We start from the raw sequence: 21,052 nt of genomic DNA on the forward strand, positions 1-21,052 counted from the left end.
GCTCAGCGGCGCCAGGCCGAGGCTGCGCGCGCCGCTCAGCGGCGCCAGGCCGAGGCTGCGCGCGCCCTGGCCGGCCAAGCCCGCGAGCGCCGCGCGCAGCGGGTGGGCCGGGCCCAGTTCACCGCCCCGCCAGCTCAGGCACAACAGCACCCGGGTGCCGGCGATGCGCCGGGCCAGGAAGCGCAGCAGGTCCAGCGTGGCGCCGTCGGCCCAGTGCAGGTCCTCGAACACCCAGACCCGCGGCCGGCGCGTCAGGCGCGCCACCTCCAGCAGGGCGGCAAACAACTCGGCGGCCGGTGCGCTGCGCCGCAGCAGCGCCGCGATCTCACCGGGTAGTCGCGGCAGCATGTCCAGCAGCGGCCCCAGCGGCAGCGGCGTGATCAGCGGCTCGCAGGCGCCCCAGGCCCAGTCGATGGCGCTGCCGCCGGCGCGTTCCGCGGCGCGCAGCAGCCGCGTCTTGCCCATGCCGGCATCGCCTTCGAGCAGCACGCAGCGGCCCTGGCCTTGTGTCGGGTCGGCCAAGGCGGCCAGGTCGGCGCGCAGGCCGGCCAGCGCGGCATCGCGCTCCAGCAGCGGCGGCTCGGGCAGTGGCATGGCGCCAAGCTTGCGCCGATTTGGCGGTCGCGCGCTTCCTCAAGATGCAGGGTCAGCCCTCCTTAACCGGCAGGCTCAGCCGCGCCTCCAGGCCACCACCCTCGCGCGGCAGCAGTTCCAGCGTCGCGCCCAGCGCCTGCGCGAGGCGCTGCGCAATCGCCAGGCCCAGGCCGGTGCCGCCGCTGGCGCGGTTGCGCGAGGCCTCCAGGCGCACAAAGGGCTCCAGCGCGGCCTGGCGCTGATCGGCCGGGATGCCCGGGCCGCGGTCCAGCACGGCGATGTGCAGCACGCCGTTGGCCGGCGTGACGACCACCTCCGCCGCGCCGGCGAACTTGACCGCGTTGTCGATGAGGTTGCCGACGACGCGGCGCAGCGCACGCGGCCGCGTCGTGAACGGTGCCAGGGAGGAGGGCGCTTCCAGGCTGACTTGCTGGCCCGCGTCCTGGCCGTCGCAGACCAGGCCGTCCAGCAGCGCGATCAAGTCGATCGGCTGCGGTGCCTCCTCAGCGGCATGCGCGCTGGCCGCGTAGTGCAGGCCTTCGGCAACGAGGCCGCGCATCTCGTCGATGTCGGCGAGCAGCTTGTCGCGCGTGTCGGTCTCGGCCAGCAGTTCGCTGCGCAGGCGCATGCGCGTCAGCGGGGTCTGCAGGTCATGCGTGACGGCGGCGAGGATTTCGGAGCGCTCGCGCAGGTGCCCGGCGATGCGGGCCTGCATGGCATTGAAGGCGCGCGCTGCGGAGGCCACCTCGCGCGGGCCTTCTTCGGGCAGCGGCTGGGCGGCGAGATCGGCGCCGAGGTCATCGGCGGCATCGGCCAGGCGGCGCAGCGGCCGCGTCGCCAGCCTGACAGCCGCCGCGCCGCACAGCGCCAGCACGGCGATCTGCGCGACCAGCAGGGCCAGCGTTGCGCCGGACAGCTTCAGCCGTGGCGGCTGGGCGCGCAGGGTCAGTGCGCTGCCGTCAGCCAGCTTCAGCGCGAACACCAGCTCGCCATCTGGCCTTGCACCCGCCGTGCCGATTCGCGCCGAACCCAGCTCCCTGGCCAGCGTTTGCGTGAGAGACAGTGCCAGCTCGTCAGCTGCCAGAGCGTCCTGCGGCGCGCCGAGTTCGTAGCGGTAGTTGGGCCGCGCCAGTCTCGGCAACCAGGCGGCACGCTCGGCCTCGGGCAAGCGGTCCAGCACGGCGACGGCCGTGGCCACATCGCGGCCGAGGTAGGCGTTGAGCATGCGGCCCATCACCTCGCCGCGCTCGGCCAGCCAGGCCAGGCTGGCCAGGCCATAAGCCAGCAGCAGGCCGGCGATCAGCAGGCCGGCGATGCGGCTGGCCAAACTCATTCCACGGCCTCGACATCCGCGCAGAACACATAGCCCTCATTGCGCACCGTCTTCAACAGCCGGGCCTCCTTGGCATCGTCGCGCAGGCGGCGGCGCAGGCGGCTGACGAGCAGGTCGATGGAGCGGTCGAAGGGGTCGGCGTCACGCCCCTGCGTGAGGTTGAGCAGCTGGTCGCGGCTGAGGATGCGCTGGGGGTGGTCCAGCAACGTGCGCAGCAGGCGGTACTCGCCGCCGGTCAGCGGCACCAGGGTGCCGGCGCCGTCCAGCAGATGGCGGGCCGCCGTGTCCAGCACCCAGTCGTTGAAGGCCAGACGTCTGGCCTGGCGCTGCGGGCTTGTGCTCGGTGGCAGCTGGCGGGTACGGCGCAGCACGGCGCGGATGCGGGCCAGCAATTCGCGCGTCGCAAAGGGCTTGGCGAGGTAGTCGTCGGCGCCCATCTCCAGGCCGAGCACGCGGTCGGCCTCATCGCCGCGGGCGGTCAGCATCAGCACGGGCAGGGGCTCGACCTCGCGTGCGCGGAGGTCGCGACACAGCGACAGGCCGTCCTCGCCGGGCAGCATCAGGTCGAGCACGACGAGGTCGATTGGCTCGGCGGCCAACACGGCGCGCATCTCCCGGCCCTGCGTCGCCGTGCTGACGCGATAGCCCGCGGCGCGCAGGTAGTCGGCCAGCAGCGTGAGCAGCTGGCGGTCGTCGTCGACAAGCAGCAGATGGTCGGGGCGCGGGTCCATGGCGGCCACGATAGCGGACGGGACCCGCTGTTTTGTATCGCTCTTTGTCTGTGCGGCCGGCGCGTGTCCACCGGCGACACATCGACATCGCGGTGATACCGCTGCCGTCTGCAATGGCGCCTTCTTCACTGCTGATGAGGCGCCTCATGCGAAACCTTCTGCTGATCCTCCTGCTCGCGGCCGGTGCGGCCCGTGCCGATGCCGACCCGCGTGGCCTGTGGCTGACGGCCAGCGGCAACCTGGAAGTGCGCGTCGCGCCCTGCGGCGCGGCCCTGTGCGGCAAGGTGGCGCGCGTCATCGCCAACCAGTCGATGAGCCGGCCCGGCGAGGCGATGGCGGCCGATGCCCAGCCGGCCCAGGAGGGCATGGACATCCTCAGCGACTTTCTGCCCTCCGAGCGCGAGACCCAACCCGATGGCCGCAGCGCCGTCACCGAATGGCGCGGCCGCATCTTCAACCGCGAGAACGGCAAGACCTACGACTGCCTGATGTCGCTGGGCCCGACCGGCGAGCTGAAGCTGCGCGCCTATGTCGGCCTGCCGTTGTTCGGCAGGACCCAGGCCTGGCAGCGTGTGCCGGGAGCGTCGCAATGAGCGCCGTGCTGCCCGTGGCGGCTGCGTTCGGTGCCGGCCTGGCGACCGTGGCCAGCCCCTGTGTGCTGCCGCTGTTGCCGGCGCTGCTCGGCAGCAGCCTGGGGCCTGCCGACCGGTGGCGGCCGCTGCTGGTCGTGCTGGGCTTTGTCGCGTCCTTCAGCGCACTGGCCCTGGCCTTTGGCGCCTCGGCCAGCGTGCTGGGCCTGTCGGCCGGTGCCTTGCGCGATATCGCGGCCGTGCTGCTGCTGGGTTTCGGCCTGCTGCTGGTCTGGCCGGCGGGCTGGGAGCGGTTGTCGCGCCCGCTGGGCCGTGTGGCCGACTGGGCCCAGCGCTTCGGTCATGGTGGCGGGCGGCTTGGCGCCCTGGCACTCGGCGCCAGCCTGGGCGCGCTGTGGACGCCCTGCGCTGGCCCGGCCCTGGCCAGCATCCTGGCCTTGGTCGCCAGCGCCGGTGATTCGCAGCAGGCGGCGGCCCTGCTCATTGCCTACGCCGTCGGCGCCGGCGGGCCGATGCTGGCCGTGGCCTATGGCGGCCAGCGCATCGCGCAGGGCCTGCGCGCCTGGTCGGGCCGGTTGCGCCGGGGGTTGGGCCTGCTCGTCATGCTGATGGCGGGGGCCAGCCTCGCCAATGTCAGCTCCACCTGGGTCGCGGCTCTGGCCGGGCCGGCCGAGTCGGCACAGGGCCAGGTGATTGGCAAGCCCGCGCCCGAGATCGCCACCACGGGCGCCTGGATCAACAGCCCGCCGCTGACACTGCAGGCCCTGCGCGGCAAGCCCGTGCTCGTCGACTTCTGGACCTGGGACTGTGTGAACTGCTTGCGCAGCGTGCCGGTCATCGAACGCCTGCACCAGCGCTATGCGGCGCGCGGCCTGGTCGTCATCGGTGTGCACACGCCCGAGTTCGCCCATGAGCGGCCGCTGGACAGCGTGCAGGCGGGGGTGCGGCGGCTGGGCCTGCATTACCCGGTGGTGCAGGACAACGATTACCGCGTCTGGAAGGCCTTTGAGAACCGCTACTGGCCGGCCGCCTGGCTCATCGATGCCAAGGGCCGTGTCGTCTATCGCCACGAGGGGGAAGGGGGCGAGGCGGAGCTTGGAGCTGCCATAGAGAAGGCCTTGCGATAATCCCCTCATGAGATTGCGCTTCACCAAGATGCACGGCGCGGGCAATGACTTCGTCGTCATCGACGCAACGAAGCAGCCCTTCGCGCTGACCCCCGAGCAGATGCGCCTGCTCGGCGACCGGCGCTTTGGCGTCGGCTGCGACCAGATCCTCGTCATCGAACCCAGCCAGGACGCCGGCGCGGACTTCCGCTACCGCATCTTCAACAACACCGGCAACGAGGTGGAGCATTGCGGCAACGGCTCGCGCTGCTTCGTGCGCTACGTCGTCGATGTCGGGCTGACGGACAAGCGCGAGATCCAGGTCGACACCATGAACCGCCGCCTGCTGCTGAAGCTGCAGGACGATGGCCGTGTTACGGTGGACATGGGCGCGCCGGTGTTCGAGCACGCCGCGCTGCCATTCGATGCGAGCGGACTCAAGCCCCATCTCGTGAACGGCTTCGAGCTCTGGCCCGTCGAGGGCGTGGAACTGGCCGTGCTGTCAATGGGCAACCCGCATGCGGTGCAGCGCGTTGACGATGTCGAGACGGCGCCGGTGCTGACTCAGGGCCCGCTGATCGAACACCATGCGCGCTTTGCCAAACGCGTCAACGCCGGCTTCATGCAGATCCTGAGCCGCGACCGCATCAAGCTGCGCGTCTATGAGCGCGACGCYGGCGAGACCCTGGCCTGCGGCACGGGCGCCTGCGCGGCCGTCGTCGCCGGCATCCGCGCGGGCTGGCTCGACGAGGCCGTGGAAGTGCAGACGCGCGGCGGCCTGCTGCGCATCGAATGGGCGGGTGGACAGAACCCGGTGCTGATGACCGGCCCCGCAGTGAAAGTTTTTGACGGAGAGATCACGCTGTGAGTTCCAACCCGGCCGCTGACGCGGTGCAAGGCATCACCGAAACCGACATCGCCAACTACCTGGCGTCCACGCCCGGTTTCTTCGAACGCCACGCGGCGATGCTCGCCAGCGTGCAGCTGCAGCACCCGCATGGCGCACGCGCCGTGTCGCTGCAGGAGCGCCAGGCCGAGATGCTGCGCGACAAGATCAAGGGCCTGGAAATGCGCATCATCGACATGATCCGCAACGGCCAGGACAACGTCACCATCGCCGACCGCCTGCACCGCTGGACGCTGGCCGTCATGCGCGCGGTGGGCACGCCGGAGCTGCCCCATGTGCTGCTGGCCGAGCTGCGCCACCAGTTCATGATCCCGCAAGCCGGCCTGCGCTTGTGGGGCGTCGCTCCCGAGCATGAGGCCTCGGAGTTTGCCGCCTCGGTCAGCCCCGACGTGCGCAGCTTCGCCTCCAGCCTGAGCCAGCCCTATTGCGGCGTGAACTCCGGCTTCGAGGCGGCACGCTGGCTGGGCCTCAGCGAGAGCGGCGGCACGGCGACCTCGCTGGCCCTGATCCCGCTGCACCAGCCCAGCGCCAACGAGGACAAGCCCTTCGGCCTGCTGGTGCTGGGTTCGCCCGATCCGACGCGCTACACGGCTGAGATGGGCACCGACTTCCTGACCCGCGTCGGCGAGATCGCCAGTGCCGGGCTGGCGGGCTTGCTCGCTGCATGATGGAGTTGGCGCAGGACTTCACGGAGTTCTTGCAGCACGCCCGCGTGCAGCAGCGCCTGAGTCCGCGCACGCTGCGTATCTACACCGATGGCCTTGAGCGCCTGCAGGCCATGTTGGTCGAAGCTGCGATCGACGCACGCAATCTGAACATCGCCCAGGCGCGCCGCCTCGCGGCCCTGTTGCATCGTGAAGGCCTGGCGCCGAAGTCCATCGCGCTGCTGCTGTCGGTCTGGCGCAGCGCCTACCGCTGGCTGGGCCTGCAGGGCCGCGTCACGCTCAATCCCTTCGACGGCCTGCGCGCGCCCAAGGCGCCCAAGCCTCTACCCAAGGCGCTGGGTGTAGACGACGCGGTGCAGCTCGCCGCCTACGCGCCCGAGGTGGCGGCCGATCCGGTGCTGGAGGCCCGCGACCGTGCCATGGTGGAACTGCTCTACGGCGCCGGCCTGCGGGCGTCCGAGCTGACAGGGCTGGATGCCCAGGCCAGCGGCCAGGCCGCTGGCTGGGTCGACCTGCAAGCCAATGAAGTGCATGTGCTGGGCAAGGGCGGCAAGCGCCGCAGCACGCCGCTGGGCCGTGCAGCGGCCGAGGCACTGCGCACCTGGCTGGCGGTGCGGCCCCAGGTCGTGGCGGCTGGCGAGGCGGCGCTCTTCGTCGGCTCTCGCGGCCACCGCATCGCCGGCTCAACGCTGCGCGCCATGCTCAGCGCTCGCGCCGTCGCGGCCGGCAGCCCGGCCCACGTTCATCCGCACATGCTGCGCCACAGCTTTGCCTCGCACCTGCTGCAGTCCAGCGGTGACCTGCGCGCGGTGCAGGAGCTGCTGGGCCACGCCCACATCACGACGACCCAGGTGTACACGCAGCTGGACCACCAACACCTGGCGCGCATCTACGACGCTGCGCACCCCCGAGCCAAGAAATGAGATTCCAAATCACGGCTTTGGCCGCGCTGACGGCCTTGTTGCCGGCAACGGCGTGGGCCACCCCCGACGAGTCGCCCTTCGCACGCGTGCAGACGGTGCGCCCGGCCGCGGTCGAGGGTAATTGGACCAAGATGAAGATGCCCGACGGCGGCCGCACGGCCTTCGCGTCGATCAGCTACATGATGGCGTTGGACGAGGACTGGGGTTTCGGGCCGGGCGTCTATGGCGCAGCCAAGGGCAACTACGGCGGCATCTTCACCGTCGGCTTCACGGGCCAGCGGCGCTGGCGGCTCTCCGGCGACACGCATCTGGCCGCCAGCCTCTACGTGGGCGCTGGTGGCGGCCTGTCCAACCAGCAGCTGCGCTTCGGGGGCGGCCTGATGCTCAGGCCCGAGCTGTCGCTGCGCACCGAGGTGGGCGCCTGGTACACGGGCGTCGGCATCTCGCAGATCCGCTTCCCGAGCGGCAATGTGAAAAGCGGCGTGGGCCTGAGCTTTTCCCTCGGTCGATCGCTGGGCTTCCCCAGCTTTTCGCCGGACGATGCCGGCCGCCCGGGGCGCGCGACGCAACGCACGGGCCTGGGCTTCGACGAGATTGCCTTGACGGGCGGCTTCGAGAAGCCCCGCTCCGCCAGCCGTGACCGCAGCGGCAACCCGCTGACGCGCCGCATCGGCAAAGCTGGCGGGGAGCTGAGGCAATACATCGTCGACGGCAGCTGGTGGGGTATCGAGGCCGCCGGCGCAGCCCAGGGCGGCGCCGACGGCTATATGGAAGTGCTGGGCAACATCGGCCAGGACTGGGCCCTGTTCGGCACGCCGCGGCTGCGCGTGGGCGGCCAGCTCGGCGCGGGCCTGGGTGGCGGCGGCACGCTGGACACCGGCAGTGGACTGCTGCTGCGCGCCGGGCCGACGCTGCGCTGGCTCACGCCCTGGGGCCCCAGCGTGCGCCTGGATGCCGGTTTCACCTATGCGTCCAGCGGTTCCTACAGCGCGCCATACGTGCGTGCGGTGTTGGCGATGCCGCTGGACCGGTCTCCGGTCGCATTTGGCGACGACACGAGCAACGGCATCGTGCGCGTGCAGCAACTCGGCGCCAGCGTGCTGCATCTGCCGCGTGTGCGCTTCAAGGACGGCCGACGCGAGGCGGTCAGCCATCTGGCCGTCAACATGTCGCGCGAGTTCACGCCCTATGTCTATGGATCGGCGTTGGCGGGCAGCGCGGCCGCGGGCAGCGCCGGAGCCTATTCCTTCGGGCTCGTCGGCCTGGGCTTGCAAAGCGACCCGCTGTGGGGCGGGCTGCGTGTCGGCGCGGAATGGCTGGTCGGTGCAGCCGGCGGCGGCGGCGTGCGGGTGGGCGGCGGCGCCGTGACGCAAGCCGAGCTGTGGGCGCAATGGCGGATCGGCGAACGGCTGCGGCTGCGCACCGGCCTGGGCGAGTTCCGCACCATGCGCGGCAGCAGCCAGTCAACGCCCGTGGTCCACATCGGCCTGAACTACGCCTTCGGGACGTTGCAGCGATGAACAGTTGCCCCCACGCGCCCACACGTCGTGTGGCCGCTGCCCCCCGAGGGGGCGCTTTTCATCTTGGGACGGCCCGGCGATGAAAAAGATCACCCTGCGCGCCGGCAAGGAGCGCTCGCTGCTGAAGCGCCACCCCTGGGTGTTCGAGAGCTCCATCGCGCGCGGCGGCGCCGACGCTGGCGAGACCGTGCGTGTCGAATCGGCCGACGGCGCCTTCCTGTGCTGGGCGGCCTTCAGCCCGCAGTCGCAGATCCGCCTGCGCGCCTGGAGCTTCGACGAGGCCGAGCGCATCGATGCGGCCTTCTTCAAGCGGCGCATCGAGCAGGCCGTGGCAATGCGCGCGCGGCTGGCCATCGCGTCGGACGCCTGGCGCCTGGTGCATGGCGAGGCCGATGGCCTGCCGGGCCTGGTCGTGGACCGCTATGGCGACACGCTGGTGGCCCAGTTCGGCAGCACCGGCGTCGAGCGCTGGAAGGCCGTCATTGCCGACGCGCTGCTGGCAGCGACCGGCCTGACACGCCTGTATGAGCGCTCCGACGCCCAGGCCCGCGAGTGGGAGGGCCTGCCGGTGCAGACCGGGTGGCTGCGTGGCGATGGCGAAACGGCGCTGACCATCCGTGAGCACGACTGGCGGCTGACGCTGGATGTGGCCGAAGGCCACAAGACTGGCTACTACCTCGACCAGCGCGACAGTCGCCGCCGCTTTGCCGACGCGGTGAAGCAATACGGCTGCAAGAGCGTGCTGAACTGCTTCAGCTACACGGGCGGCTTTTCGGTCGCGGCGCTGGCCGGTGGGGCAAGCGAGGTGGTCAGCGTCGACTCCTCCGGCCCGGCGCTGGAACGCGCCAAAGCCCATGTCGAGCTGAACGGCTTCGACGCGAGCCGCCACCAGGCCTGGGATGCCGACGTCAACGCCACGCTGCGGCGCTGCCTGGCCGAAGGCCGGCGCTTCGACGCCATCGTGCTCGACCCGCCGAAGTTCGCGCCTACGGTTGCCCACGCCGAGCGTGCCGCGCGCGCCTACAAGGACATCAACCGCCTGGCCTTCATGCTGCTGAGTGAAGGCGGCCTGCTCTACACCTTCTCCTGCTCGGGCGGCATCTCGCCCGACCTCTTCCACAAGATCGTGGCCGGCGCCGGGCTGGACGCGGGCGTGGACGGCTACATCATCGAACGCCTGTCGGCCGCGGCCGACCACCCGCAGACGGTGTGTTTCCCGGAAGGGGACTATCTGAAGGGCCTGGGGCTGCTGAAGCGCTGAGCTCGGGCAAAGAAAAAGCGGCCTCGCGAGGCCGCTTTGCATTGAGCGCGCAGGTTCAGTCGCGCTTGCGGCGGCGCGCCATGCCGATGAGGGCCAGGCCGGCGAGCAGCAGGGCGTACTGGCTCGGCTCCGGCACTGCAGCGGCAAGGTCCCAGCCGATGGCGTCGAAGGCCATCAGGTCGCTGGCGGTGGCGTCATACGACTGGCCATTGCTGACGAAGGGACGCATCAGCGTGACGACGCTGGTGCCGAAATGGCTGGCCTGCTGACCGTTGCCATGTTCGAGACCGGTCGAGAAAGGCTGGACGGACGACAGGCCGCCATTCACCGAGAAATAGGGCGAGCCGCCCAGCGTCACGTCGCGCTGGCCGGCGGCGGAGTAGCGGAACATGTCCAGGGGCGTGTACCAGGGGGACACCTCGAACTCGTTGGGTGCCCCGGACAGTCCGCATTGGGCGGCATGGCCCACGCAGAAGTCGATGGAATCGACGCCCGATGCGAAACCGAGGGCGTGGCCAATTTCATGCTCGGCCACGGTGATGAAGTCGACCTTGTTGGATGGCACACCGCCGTTGGCGCGGGTGAAGGCGAAGCTGCTGGCGAAGCCGTTGGCGAATTCAATGCGTGCATCAGGATTGCTGGCGTTGGTGCCAGGATCCAGGCCCAGGGCCTTGAGGTTGGCCGTGTTGACGACGAACTGCTTGTTGTTTGTCGAGCCGTCGTTGTCGAGGCGGGTCGTCAGGTCGCCCTGGGTGGCCAAGAAGCTGAGGCTGGAACCGGCCGGCAGGCTGGCGACGGCGAGGGCATCGGTCACCGACTTGGCATCGGTCGCGAGGCCACTGCGCAGCGAGCCGTAGTCAAGGACCGCCCGAGACGAGCCGGTCGACCCCAGGACGTTGGGGGCCAGGTCGCTGAAGGCGATGTTGACGTAGACGGTCACGTTGTCGGTGAGCTTGCCCGACCAATAGTTGGCCGCGGTCTGGAAGGCGCCCAGTTGCTCGGCAGACATCTTGGTCGTGCCAACGTCGTTCAGCACGATGTTGAGGGCCTGGGCGCTCGGGGCCAGGCCGGCGAGGCTCAAGGCCAGCGCGAACGCGGCGGGGCGGAAAGACTTGCGGGAAAGCATGGAAGGCTCCGGTCTGGGGGGGCGATCCAGGATTCTGTCGGCCCGGGAGCGTGGTTTGCCCCCGGGCTCGCGGGGGGTCATATGAAGTTAGGGGGATGGCAGTCCGATTCGCGTCTCGAACTTGGCCCGCTTCACGCTGAAGAAGGCCTTGATGTTGCGCACATTGGCATCCTGGGTCAGCAGCCGTTGGGTGAACGCCTGGTAGGCCGGCATATCGGCCAGCTGCACGACGAGCACGAAGTCCGGCCCGGGCGACACCCGCCAGCACTGTTGCACGGCCGCCTCCTGCACCGCCCGCGCCTCGAAGGCATCCAGGTGCTCGGCGCCCTGGCGGTCCAGCGTGATCTCCACGATGGCTGACAGGCCGGCGCCGAGCTTGTCAGGCGACAGCAGGGCCACCTGGCGTTCGACGATGCCGGCCTCGACCAGGCGCTTGACGCGCCGCAAGCAAGTGGCAGGCGACACGGCGACGCGCGCGGCCAAGTCCTGGTTGCTCAGCGATGAATCCGTCTGCAGGGCCTCCAGCAGACGCAGGTCGATTGCGTCTAAATCAGTCATTAATGTTGAATATTTGAACGAATATTTCTCAGTGGGTGGATCGGGAAATTTTCCTTCATTTTTTGAGAAATTTCGCACCCATTCGCCACGGCGGTCTCCCTACGATGCACGCATTCCCCAACGGAGACCTCCATGTGCGGCATCGTCGGCGCGGTCAGTCAGCGCAACATCGTTCCCATCCTCGTTGAAGGCCTCAAGCGCCTCGAGTACCGCGGCTATGACTCGTGCGGTGTGGCCGTGCACCAGGACGGCGGCCTGAAGCGCGCCCGCAGCACGTCCCGCGTGGCCGAACTTCAGGCCGTGGCCGACCAGGACGGTATCTCCGCTGGCACCGGCATCGCCCACACGCGCTGGGCCACGCATGGCGCACCGGCCGTGCACAACGCCCACCCGCACTTTTCGCCCGGCCCCAATGCGGGCGTCGAGAGCACAGGCCGCATCGCGCTGGTCCACAACGGCATCATCGAGAACCACGACGAGTTGCGCGCCGAGCTGAAGTCGCGCGGCTATCAATTCACGAGCCAGACCGACACCGAGGTCATCGCCCACCTGATCGACCACCTCTACAGCGGCGACCTGCTCGACGCCGTGCAGCAGGCCCTGCCGCGGCTGAAGGGTGCCTATGCCGTGGCCGTGTTCTGCCGCGACGAGCCGCACCGCGTCGTGGCCGCCCGTGAAGGCTCGCCGCTGGTACTCGGCGTGGGCGAAAGCGAGAACTTCGTTGCTTCCGACGCGATGGCCCTGGCCGGTGTGACCGACCAGATCGTCTACCTGGAAGAGGGTGACGTCGTTGACCTGCAACTCGGCCGCTACTGGCTCAGCCGCCTGGACAAGACAACGGGCCGCTATCAGTCAGTGGAGCGGGAGGTCAAGACCGTGCACGCCCACAGCGGCGCTGCCGAGTTGGGGCCGTATCGCCACTACATGCAGAAGGAAATCTTCGAGCAGCCCGTGGCCATCGCCAACACGCTGGACGCGGTGACCGGCATCAGCCCGGAGCTCTTCGGCGATGGCGCCTATGGCATCTTCAAGGAGGTCGACAACGTCCTCATCCTGGCCTGTGGCACCAGCTACTACTCGGGTTCCACGGCCAAGTACTGGCTGGAGAGCATCGCCAAGATCCCGACCAGCGTCGAGATCGCCAGCGAGTACCGCTACCGCAGCAGCGTGCCCAACCCGCGCACCCTGGTCGTCACCATCAGCCAGAGCGGCGAGACGGCCGACACCATCGCCGCACTGAAGCACGCCCGTTCCTTGGGCATGAAGCACACGCTGACCATCTGCAATGTGTCCACGAGCGCCATGGTGCGCGAATGCGAGCTGGCCTACATCACCCGTGCCGGCGCCGAGATCGGCGTGGCCTCSACCAARGCCTTCACGACCCAGCTTGTCGGCCTCTTCCTGCTGACGCTGGCCCTGGCGCAGACGCGGGGCCACCTCAGCGAGGCCGACGAGGCCGAGCACCTGAAGGATCTGCGCCACCTGCCCGTCGCCGTGCAGGCCGTGCTGGCCCTGGAGCCGCAGGTCATCGCCTGGAGCGAGGAATTCGCGCGCAAGGAGAACGCGCTGTTCCTCGGCCGCGGCCTGCACTACCCGATCGCGCTGGAGGGTGCGCTCAAGCTCAAGGAAATCAGCTACATCCACGCCGAGGCCTAYCCGGCCGGYGARCTSAAGCACGGCCCGCTGGCCCTGGTGACGGCCGAGATGCCGGTGGTGACGGTGGCGCCCAACGACGCGCTGCTGGAAAAGCTCAAGAGCAATATGCAGGAAGTCCGCGCCCGCGGCGGCCAGCTTTATGTCTTCGCCGACGGCGACACCGCCATCGAAAGCGAGGCCGGCCTGCACGTCATCCGCATGCCCGAGCATTACGGCGAACTCAGCCCCATCCTGCACGTCGTGCCGCTGCAATTGCTGGCATATCACACGGCATGCGCGCGGGGGACCGACGTCGACAAGCCACGTAACCTAGCAAAAAGTGTGACTGTCGAGTAGGCGCGTCGGCGCTGTTGACACGGTTGTGATGTTGGCGTTCTCAATGCGTCGCTGCGGTCCCTTTACGCCGACACGTAGACCTCGCGGCGCCGATGGGTTTCCCCTAATTAGTTCGATGGCCGATCGAACTATGATGGCGGCGCGGCATTGCCGCAATTATTTGCGCCGATTGATTCGGCGCCGAATCAAGCCAAATTAGATGGTTTGGAGCGGAACCAGCAGCGTACAGCCGCCGGTTTCCGCCGCCAGCCGCGTCCAACGCACCCTTTTGTCAGGCGGACCAGCCCATGTTTGACCTCACCCCAAGCGCCCGGCTGGCCAACCCGCATGCCCTTGGAGGCGTCGTGCGCACCCCGGGCGGTAGTTCTGCGGCTAGGACTGGCCACGTGGAGGGCTGGCCCGAATTCACATCTCCGCCACCGATGGGCTGGACTGGATGGCCCCCAGCCATGGTGACCAAACACGCCGAAAACTTCGCTGCAAGTTCTGCAGTTTGAGCGGCTGCCAGTTATTTCAGAAATAGGAGTTCACGGAGGCCATGTCATTTCATCATCGGGGCGTCGAGCCCCGTCGCTTGTACGAGCAGATCGCCGATCGGATCAGGGCGCTGATAGAAGCCGAGGGCCTGGTGGAAGGCGCACGGCTTCCCGGTGAACGCGATCTGGCCTCGCTACTGGGCGTGTCGCGGCCCTCCCTCCGTGAAGCGCTGATCGCGCTGGAGATAGACGGGCGCATCGAGATTCGCGGCGGATCGGGCATTTACGTCTGCCCGTCTGGCCGTCGCAGCGACACTTCTGCGCTGAGCTTGGGGGACAGCCCGGAGGAACTGCTGCAAGCGCGAGTTGTACTGGAGAGCGCGGTGGCCACGCTCGCCGCCGCTCGCGTCAGTACGTTAGGGCTGCATCGTGTCGAGGAGGCTCTTGAGGCGATGCGGGATGGGCTCGCCAGAGGATATAAGCCAGTCGAGGCTGACCGACGATTTCATCTCAGCATCGCCGAACAGGGGGGGAATTCCGTGCTGGTCGGAATGGTCGGTGCACTGTTCGACAGTCGGCACAGCCCGATTTCAGCGCAGATGAGTGTGCGCGTGGAAACGGAGCACAGTTGGCAGTCTGCCCTTGACGAACATGAGGCGATCCTTCGGGCGCTCAAATCGCGCAATCCGCAAGCTGCCGCGGCGCAGATGTGCCATCACCTGCAGTCTTCCCATAGGCGCTGGATCGGCGAACCGACCGAGCCCTCCACCGAGGCGGCGCTCGCATGGGCGTGATCCCTGCTTCGGCGCCCAAAGAGGGTCGGTCGGGCTCGTGTGATTTCACGCCCCGAACGGGATGTTGGGCCTGCGTCGCCGATGGGTTTTCCCTAATTAGTTCGACGGTCGATCGAAATATGATGCTCGCGCGGCATTTGCCGCAATTATTTTCTCCGGTTGATTCGGCGTCGAATCAAGCGCGATTTGGTGGCTTTGGAGCGGAACCAGCCCCATACGGCCGGCGTCCTCTGCCGCCAGCCACGTCCAACGGACCAGCCCATGTTTGACCTCACCGTAAGCCCCCGGATGGCCGAACTGCGTGTCCTTGGAGGTGCCGTGCGCACCTCGGGCGGTGGTTCTGGGGCTAGGACCGGCCGTGTGAAGGGCTGCCTCGAATTCACATCCTCCGCCACCGTTCGGCTGGGGTGGATGAGACCCAACCACGGTGAACAAGCACGCCGATGGGGGGCTTTTTTACTCGGAAATAGTTCGTTCAACGCCCGAACCAAATGGCTTGGGTTCGGCGAGACGGGCCCGAGCTCAAAGGAGCGCTCTCGCTGCAAGTTCTGCAGTTGAGCAGCTACCAGTTATTTCAGAAAAGGAGACAGAACGTGACGAAAAAGTCGATTCCACACGCCAAGAAGTTGACCGCTGTAGCGGCATGCGCTTTTTTGGCCGCCTGCGGGGGCGGAGGGGGCGGAGATAGTGGTGGAGGGTCTGAGGGGCGCTTCCAGGCCATCAGCTTCAAATATCCGGGCGGCAACACCTTGTTGAACGGCCCGACCGCGTTGTCCGCAACAGCCACTTCCGGGTTGCCGGTCAGCTTCCGTACCGGCACGCCCACCACCTGCACGGTGGCGGACAAACAGGTGACCCTGGTGGCTGCAGGAGACTGCCTGGTCATCGCGAGCCAACCCGGCGGCGTTGGCTCGGACGGCACCGTATGGGCTGCTGCAGACGATACGAGCCAAGTGTTCGTCGTGTTGAAGCATGCACAACGCCCGCTGGTGCCGGTGGGCATCGTTCTGCGCGGAGCGGCTCCCGTCAACATCACGCTGCCAGACAAAACTGACGCTGGCATGCCGGCAACCTACACGGCGACGAAGACGCCCGAGGTTTGCACGGTCAGCGGCACGACGCTGAAAGTCCTGCAGCAAGGGTTCTGCACGCTTGGGGTGACGGCGGCGGAAAATGACTCATACACAGCCATGCCCGAGGGGCAGGCCTTCATTGAAATCGGCGCCTTGCCGCCCGCGGTGGTTCCGTTGGGCGGCGCGACTCAAACAGTCGTGCTGGGCACGGTCGATGCCAATGGCAACGCCCTGACGTACGCAAGCACCACGCCCACGGTTTGCACGGTGGCCGGCAATGAGCTTCGTCTGACCGCCAAGGGTAGCTGCGCGGTGACCCTGTCCAGCGCAGCGGGCACTTCTGAGAAGCTTCAGGTGCTCGCCGACCCGCTGTTGGTGTCTAGTGGGTTTGCGCCAGGCAGCAGCGTCGGCTGGACGGAGTCCTACAGAACCTGGCAAGGCGGTCGTGTGTCCGTCAACCCCTGGAGCAGCACTCTGGCCGCGGGCTGGGAGCGGTGTAACGCCAATGCCGACGATGGCACAAGTGTGGAGAACTGGTGCTACAGCAAGGTCTCCGACGACGGGTTGTCTCTCGTTTCTTCACTGCACCTTCCCGAGAGCAGGTGGACCCCGGGTAACTGGAATTACGGCTTCAATCGCATCGACATCTTCTCGCCTTGGACCATCGGGTTCAAGACGGATGACGACACCCTCAACGGGCTGAAGGTGACCAACGAGAAGACGCTCAACTTCACCCTGGGCGTCAATGCCGAGCTCTTCGCGGCTGCGAAGCCCATCGTCGTGCACCTGGATCTGGGCAAGAGCAATAAAAACAATTGCAACGTCGCTCTGAGCACCTTGGTGTGGGTCCCGAAGGCGGGGATGGTCAGCTACGCCGTGCCTCTGGACAACTTTGCGGTCACTGAGTCGTGCGGCCTGCCGGACATCACCAAGGCTTCGCTGGACGACGATGTGCGCAAGCTGCCGAATCCGTATGACAGCACGGGCGCCCCCGTCAACGAAGCCGCGTTCAAGGCAGCCCTGGACAAGCTTGCGGCCTCGCGTGCCTCGGCTGCGACGCTGCTGAAGTCCTCCACCGTGGTGCGCACGCGCTTCTGGCTGATGGACATCAACTTGGACAACAAGACCGACGGCATCACTGCCTCCGACTTGACCCTCAAGGGCCTCATCTACTTCCAATAACCCAGTTCGCGCGCGGCGTCGCGTGCCGGTGGCCGGTCTCCCGTGTTGATCGGGCAAGTGCCACGGCATCCGATGCCGAGAAGGCGAAGCCGCCCACACGGGCGCGCTGCCGCCGACTCATCGAAGGAATACGGAGACACCATGAAAAAACARTTCCGCACCACGGCCATCCATCGCGGCATGGTCCACATGATGCTGCTGACCGTCGGCAGCGCCGCRMTGGCRCAGWCGGCGGCTGAAAAGCCGGCAAACCTGGAAACCGTYGTCRTCACCGGKCAGCGCGCAGCGCTGCAGTCGGCGCAGAAGATCAAGCAGAACGCCGAGGAAATCGTCGACTCGGTCGTCGCCGAAGAGGCCGGCAAGCTGCCGGACAAGTCGATCACCGAAGTGCTGCAGCGCGTCGTCGGCGTCGTCATCGACCGCAACAAGTCGCGCGGCGACCCGGAGCACTTCTCCGTCGAAGGCTCGGGCATCAGCGTGCGCGGCCTGAGCTGGGGCTCGTCGCTGCTGAATGGCCGCGAGTCATTCTCTGCCGGGTGGCCGGGCCGCGAGCTGAGCTGGGGCGACATCCCGCCTGAGCTGATGGCCGGCGTGGACGTCTACAAGAACCCCTCCAGCGAAATCATCGAAGGCGGCGTCAGCGGCACGGTGAACCTGCGCACGGCCTTGCCCTTTGACTACAAGGTGACCAAGGCCTACATGTCGGCGGGCAACAACTACGTGCAGCGCTCAGGCAAGAATTCGCCCAGCCTGTCGGGGCTGTACACCACGCAGTGGAATACGGACATCGGCCGTGTGGGCGTGCTGCTGGATGTGTCCTACAACCACACCAGCTTCCAGAACGAGAGCCTCCAACTGGACGCCTACTACCCCCGTACCGACCTGATCGAGGGCAAGGTGGCGTGGGCGCCGAAATCGGCCTCGTTCCGCAACAACACCGGCGACAACGAACGCGCCGGCTTCTACGGCGCGCTGCAGTGGAAGAAGGACGGCATGGACTCGTCGCTGACTTATTTCGTGTCGGGCACACGGGAGACGGGCAGCGAGYAGGGCTTCTACACCGGTATCGAGAACGCGTACAAGTCGAAGATCGACCCCGCGACAGCGAAGTACGACGCCAACAATGTGCTGCTCTCGGGCAAGTACACCTATCCGACCGGGCCCGGGGCGAACGACTTCGAGGCTGGCGGCCTGGGCTTGCAGATCACGCGCGGCTGGAACCAGACCACCTCGAAGACCGGTGAACTGGCGTGGAACTTCAAGTGGGCCGTCAACGACAACTGGCTGCTGCAGAACGACGTCCAGTGGGTTCACGCGAAGAACGATTCGGTCGGCCGCAACCTGCAGTTGGGCACTTTCGCGCCAAGCATGGGCATCGACGTGTCAGGAAAGGGCCCGTTGCGCCTCGAGTTCGACCAGGCCGCCACGGATTTCCTGGCCGATCCGAAACACTATTACTGGAACCTGATCATGCCGAGCGCCAGCAAGGCCGACGGCGACTTGTACGCATGGAAGGCAGACGCGCGATACCGTTTCGAGGACAACCCCATCCTGCGTGACATCCGTGTCGGCGTGAGAGCCACCTACCGCGTGGCGCGCCGCTACGAACCCACGGGCAATGGGTGGAGTTCCATTGCCGAACCCTGGGACGTCAAGCAGAACGTCGTACCCGGTCAATATCCCCCAGACAACGGCCAGGGGGGCCGGCGCCCAAGCTTCGCGTACCTGAAAGATGCGAAGTACCAAACCGTCCCGGTCGAAGTGTTCAACTTCGGCAGCTTCTACGGGGGCAAGGCGGGCTCGCTGCCGAACATCGTCATGCCGACGGTCAGTGCCGTGCGCGACTATCCGAACACATACGGCAAGTTGCTCAACGACTACCGCTACCAGCAATGCCTGGACGCCAAGGCGCAGTACCCAGGCGTGGAATGCGACTTGAAGAAGGACTATCAGAACTTCAAGGAGCTGGTTTACGACAACGACCCGTCCAAAACCAGCACGCACAGCGAACAGACCGATGCCGTCTACGCCACGCTGCGCTTTGGCTTCGACGATTTGAAGTTCCCGATCGAAGGCAATGTCGGCGTGCGCGCCGTGCTGACCCACGACGTCTCGCACGGCTACACAGTTTTCGATCGCAAATACGACTCGAATACGCCGCCGCACCTGCCGCACTTCGACCAGATCAATCAACCGATCGACGTGCAGAACGAGTTCTTCAAGGTGCTGCCGTCGCTCAATCTGAAGATGAACTTCACCGACAGGTTGCAGGCGCGCCTGGCAATGGCCCAGAGCATGAACCGACCTGGCTTCAACCAGCTGGGTGAGTACATCAAGCTGTTCCAGAACTACGACGAGCAGAAAGGGACGCTCACCTACACCGGAGAGAACACCGGCAACGTCAAGCTCAAGCCGATCACGGCCAACAGCTACGACCTGGCGCTGGAGTGGTACCCGCGCGACGGCCAGTCCATCACGGGCACGGTGTTCCATAAGGATGTCAAGGACGTCATCATGAACAGCGTCTACAGCCGTGCCTACAACACCAACACCGGCACTCCGCAGCTCTTCGCGATCACCGGGCCGGACAACGTGGGCAAAGCCAAGGTCAGCGGTCTGGAGGTTGCGGGCATGACCTACCTGGACAAGCTCGCGTTCCTGGAAGGCGTGCTGCCGGAGTGGGCCAAGGGCATCGGCGTGTCGGTCAACTACACCTACATCGATGCCAAGCAAAGCCTGTACAAGCAGATCTACAACCCCTACTGCGATGCAGGCAGAGCGACGACGAATGGCACGCTGCACCTGTTCGGCTGCGACACGAACGGCCTGCCGTTCACTGATCTGCCGCTGCCCTACATGGCCAAGAACGCGGCCAACTTCGTGCTGATGTATGACCGCGGTCCGCTGTCGGCGCGGCTGGCCTACAACTGGCACAGCCGCATCCTGCAGGCGGCGGATGCCAATGGCACGCGCGGCGACGACGCGACGAGCGCGGACCCGTCGCGCCCAGGTGCCCGGGATGTGGGCTGGGGCCTGCCGGTATGGCAGGAGGCTTTCGGCCAGTGGGACGCCGGCGTCAACTACAGGGTCACCGACGCGCTCGGCGTGTCCCTCAACGTGACGAACCTGAACAACGTCATCGTCCGCCAGACGCAGCAGCAGCACATCGGCGTGATGGGACGCGCGTGGTTCTATCCGGGCCGCAGCTACTCGCTGAGCGCACGTTACGAGTTCTGACGCGGTCCCTGACGCGGCGTAAGCAGCATGCCGCCTGGACGGACTGTCCGGGCGGCATGCCCACTTGCGTGGGTCGGCGCCGCGTGGCCAGAGATGGAAATGATGGACGTCGGCGCAGATCATTGATGGCGCCCAAGAACTTGGCAGAGTCTCTATGACGCAGAAAATTGCTCGCATCGTCGTCGTGGGCGGTGGCAGCGCCGGCTGGATGGTGGCCGCGGCGCTGGTCACCGGGCTGAAGGGCCGCGCCGCCGTCGAGGTGGTCGAGTCCGAGGASATCGGCATCRTCGGCGTGGGCGAAGCCACCTTCCCRTCCATCCGCAACTACAACCAGCTGATCGGCATMGACGAGCGCGATTTCCTGCGCGCCACCAACGGCACCTACAAGCTSGGCATCCGCTTTTGCGACTGGCTGGACGTGGGCAAGGACTACTTCCACACCTTCGGCCACTTCGGCAACCTGTTCGGTTCGCAGACGCTGTGGGGCCAGCACCGCCGCATGGGGCTGRCCGARCCGCTGGGCGTGCAGTGCGTGCCGACGGTGATGGCGATGAAGGGCCGCTTCGTGCTGCCCGACGAGCAGGCGCAGTTCAAGTACGCCTACCACTTCGAYGCYGTYCAGTACGCCGCCTTCCTGCGCAAACTGGCCGTGCAGCGCGGCGCCCGCCACACGCTGGGACGCATCACCGACGTGTCCCGCCGTGCCGATGGTGGCGTGGCCGCCGTGCAGCTGGAGGACGGCCGGCGCATCGAAGGCGACCTGTTCGTCGACTGCTCGGGTTTTCGTTCGTTGCTGTTGGGCCAGGCGCTGGCCGAGCCCTTCGTCGACTTCAGCCACTGGCTGCCCGTGGACGGCGCCTGGGCCTGCCCCACCGAGCGGGTTGGCGAGGAACTGGCCCCGTACACCCAGGCCACGGCGCTGGAAGGGGGCTGGGCGTGGCGCATCCCGCTGCAGAACCGCACCGGTCATGGCCACGTCTTCTC

17 protein-coding genes are annotated in these 21,052 nt (G+C 67.3%); 12 read left to right on the forward strand and 5 right to left on the reverse strand.

Annotated elements, in window-relative coordinates:
- The 3 genes from ACXJKJ_RS28005 to ACXJKJ_RS28015 form a co-directional block, all read right to left on the reverse strand.
- On the reverse strand, positions 1–594 hold a 594-nt coding region (locus tag ACXJKJ_RS28005; RefSeq protein WP_457394261.1), incomplete at its 3' end, for an ATP-binding protein.
- Positions 595–646: 52 nt separating this feature from the next.
- Positions 647–1,927, reverse strand: a complete 1,281-nt coding sequence (locus ACXJKJ_RS28010; RefSeq protein ID WP_457356619.1) for a sensor histidine kinase — start codon at positions 1,925–1,927, stop codon at positions 647–649.
- Positions 1,924–2,658, reverse strand: coding sequence for a response regulator (locus ACXJKJ_RS28015; protein WP_457394264.1), 735 nt, complete (start codon positions 2,656–2,658; stop codon positions 1,924–1,926). The genes ACXJKJ_RS28010 and ACXJKJ_RS28015 overlap by 4 nt, the downstream gene beginning before the upstream one ends.
- 146 nt (positions 2,659–2,804) lie before the next feature.
- Between ACXJKJ_RS28015 and ACXJKJ_RS28020 the strand changes: the two genes are divergently transcribed.
- The 7 genes from ACXJKJ_RS28020 (at position 2,805) to ACXJKJ_RS28050 (ending at position 9,630) form a co-directional block, all read left to right on the forward strand.
- Positions 2,805–3,251 (forward strand): DUF2147 domain-containing protein, encoded by a 447-nt coding sequence (locus ACXJKJ_RS28020; RefSeq protein WP_457321390.1) that lies wholly within the window; start codon positions 2,805–2,807, stop codon positions 3,249–3,251.
- On the forward strand, positions 3,248–4,375 hold the full coding sequence (locus tag ACXJKJ_RS28025) for a cytochrome c biogenesis protein/redoxin (protein WP_457394267.1): 1,128 nt from the start codon (positions 3,248–3,250) through the stop codon (positions 4,373–4,375). Before ACXJKJ_RS28020 ends, ACXJKJ_RS28025 begins: the two co-directional genes overlap by 4 nt.
- Positions 4,376–4,382: 7 nt before the next feature.
- Positions 4,383–5,222 (forward strand): diaminopimelate epimerase, encoded by an 840-nt coding sequence (gene dapF / locus ACXJKJ_RS28030; protein WP_457394270.1) that lies wholly within the window; start codon positions 4,383–4,385, stop codon positions 5,220–5,222.
- Positions 5,219–5,929 carry a DUF484 family protein gene (locus tag ACXJKJ_RS28035; RefSeq protein ID WP_056205335.1) on the forward strand — a complete coding sequence of 237 codons (711 nt, stop codon included), beginning with the start codon at positions 5,219–5,221 and terminating at the stop codon, positions 5,927–5,929. Before dapF ends, ACXJKJ_RS28035 begins: the two co-directional genes overlap by 4 nt.
- Positions 5,926–6,849 (forward strand): tyrosine recombinase XerC, encoded by a 924-nt coding sequence (locus ACXJKJ_RS28040; protein ID WP_457394272.1) that lies wholly within the window; start codon positions 5,926–5,928, stop codon positions 6,847–6,849. The genes ACXJKJ_RS28035 and ACXJKJ_RS28040 overlap by 4 nt, the downstream gene beginning before the upstream one ends.
- Positions 6,846–8,369: a hypothetical protein gene (locus ACXJKJ_RS28045; RefSeq protein ID WP_457394275.1), complete on the forward strand. Its 1,524-nt coding sequence runs from the start codon at positions 6,846–6,848 to the stop codon at positions 8,367–8,369. Before ACXJKJ_RS28040 ends, ACXJKJ_RS28045 begins: the two co-directional genes overlap by 4 nt.
- 79 nt (positions 8,370–8,448) lie before the next feature.
- Positions 8,449–9,630, forward strand: coding sequence for a class I SAM-dependent rRNA methyltransferase (locus ACXJKJ_RS28050; protein WP_457356622.1), 1,182 nt, complete (start codon positions 8,449–8,451; stop codon positions 9,628–9,630).
- Between the two features lie 55 nt (positions 9,631–9,685).
- On the opposite strand, the gene ACXJKJ_RS28055 is transcribed toward ACXJKJ_RS28050, so the two are convergent.
- Both ACXJKJ_RS28055 and ACXJKJ_RS28060 read right to left on the reverse strand, forming a co-directional pair.
- Positions 9,686–10,837, reverse strand: coding sequence for an NF038122 family metalloprotease (locus ACXJKJ_RS28055; protein ID WP_457394277.1), 1,152 nt, complete (start codon positions 10,835–10,837; stop codon positions 9,686–9,688).
- 6 nt (positions 10,838–10,843) lie between these two features.
- A complete protein-coding gene (locus ACXJKJ_RS28060; protein WP_056205325.1) occupies positions 10,844–11,314 on the reverse strand; it encodes an Lrp/AsnC family transcriptional regulator in 471 nt (156 codons plus the stop codon).
- A 132-nt stretch (positions 11,315–11,446) separates the two neighbouring features.
- Here ACXJKJ_RS28060 and glmS point away from each other — a divergent pair, with 132 nt between their 5' ends.
- The 5 genes from glmS to ACXJKJ_RS28085 form a co-directional block, all read left to right on the forward strand.
- Positions 11,447–13,306 carry a glutamine--fructose-6-phosphate transaminase (isomerizing) gene (glmS, locus tag ACXJKJ_RS28065; protein ID WP_056205323.1) on the forward strand — a complete coding sequence of 620 codons (1,860 nt, stop codon included), beginning with the start codon at positions 11,447–11,449 and terminating at the stop codon, positions 13,304–13,306.
- 574 nt (positions 13,307–13,880) lie between these two features.
- Entirely contained in the window at positions 13,881–14,576 is a 696-nt protein-coding gene (locus ACXJKJ_RS28070) for a FadR/GntR family transcriptional regulator (protein ID WP_457394280.1), read from the forward strand.
- Between the two features lie 554 nt (positions 14,577–15,130).
- Positions 15,131–16,831, forward strand: coding sequence for a hypothetical protein (locus ACXJKJ_RS28075; RefSeq protein WP_457394282.1), 1,701 nt, complete (start codon positions 15,131–15,133; stop codon positions 16,829–16,831).
- Between the two features lie 141 nt (positions 16,832–16,972).
- Positions 16,973–20,068 carry a TonB-dependent receptor gene (locus ACXJKJ_RS28080; RefSeq protein ID WP_457394285.1) on the forward strand — a complete coding sequence of 1,032 codons (3,096 nt, stop codon included), beginning with the start codon at positions 16,973–16,975 and terminating at the stop codon, positions 20,066–20,068.
- Between the two features lie 154 nt (positions 20,069–20,222).
- Positions 20,223–21,052, forward strand: an 830-nt coding sequence (locus tag ACXJKJ_RS28085; RefSeq protein WP_457394288.1) for a tryptophan halogenase family protein, incomplete at its 3' end; no start/stop codon positions are given.

This window comes from Roseateles sp. P5_E1, assembly GCF_054049335.1.

Coding starts and splice junctions, on each gene's coding strand:
- ACXJKJ_RS28060 (WP_056205325.1), bottom strand. CDS start 11,314: ATGACTGATTTAGACGCAATCGACCTGCGTCTGCTGGAGGCCCTGCAG.
- ACXJKJ_RS28020 (WP_457321390.1), top strand. CDS start 2,805: ATGCGAAACCTTCTGCTGATCCTCCTGCTCGCGGCCGGTGCGGCCCGT.
- ACXJKJ_RS28045 (WP_457394275.1), top strand. CDS start 6,846: ATGAGATTCCAAATCACGGCTTTGGCCGCGCTGACGGCCTTGTTGCCG.
- ACXJKJ_RS28050 (WP_457356622.1), top strand. CDS start 8,449: ATGAAAAAGATCACCCTGCGCGCCGGCAAGGAGCGCTCGCTGCTGAAG.
- ACXJKJ_RS28010 (WP_457356619.1), bottom strand. CDS start 1,927: ATGAGTTTGGCCAGCCGCATCGCCGGCCTGCTGATCGCCGGCCTGCTG.
- ACXJKJ_RS28015 (WP_457394264.1), bottom strand. CDS start 2,658: ATGGACCCGCGCCCCGACCATCTGCTGCTTGTCGACGACGACCGCCAG.
- ACXJKJ_RS28055 (WP_457394277.1), bottom strand. CDS start 10,837: ATGACCCCCCGCGAGCCCGGGGGCAAACCACGCTCCCGGGCCGACAGA.
- ACXJKJ_RS28025 (WP_457394267.1), top strand. CDS start 3,248: ATGAGCGCCGTGCTGCCCGTGGCGGCTGCGTTCGGTGCCGGCCTGGCG.
- ACXJKJ_RS28040 (WP_457394272.1), top strand. CDS start 5,926: ATGATGGAGTTGGCGCAGGACTTCACGGAGTTCTTGCAGCACGCCCGC.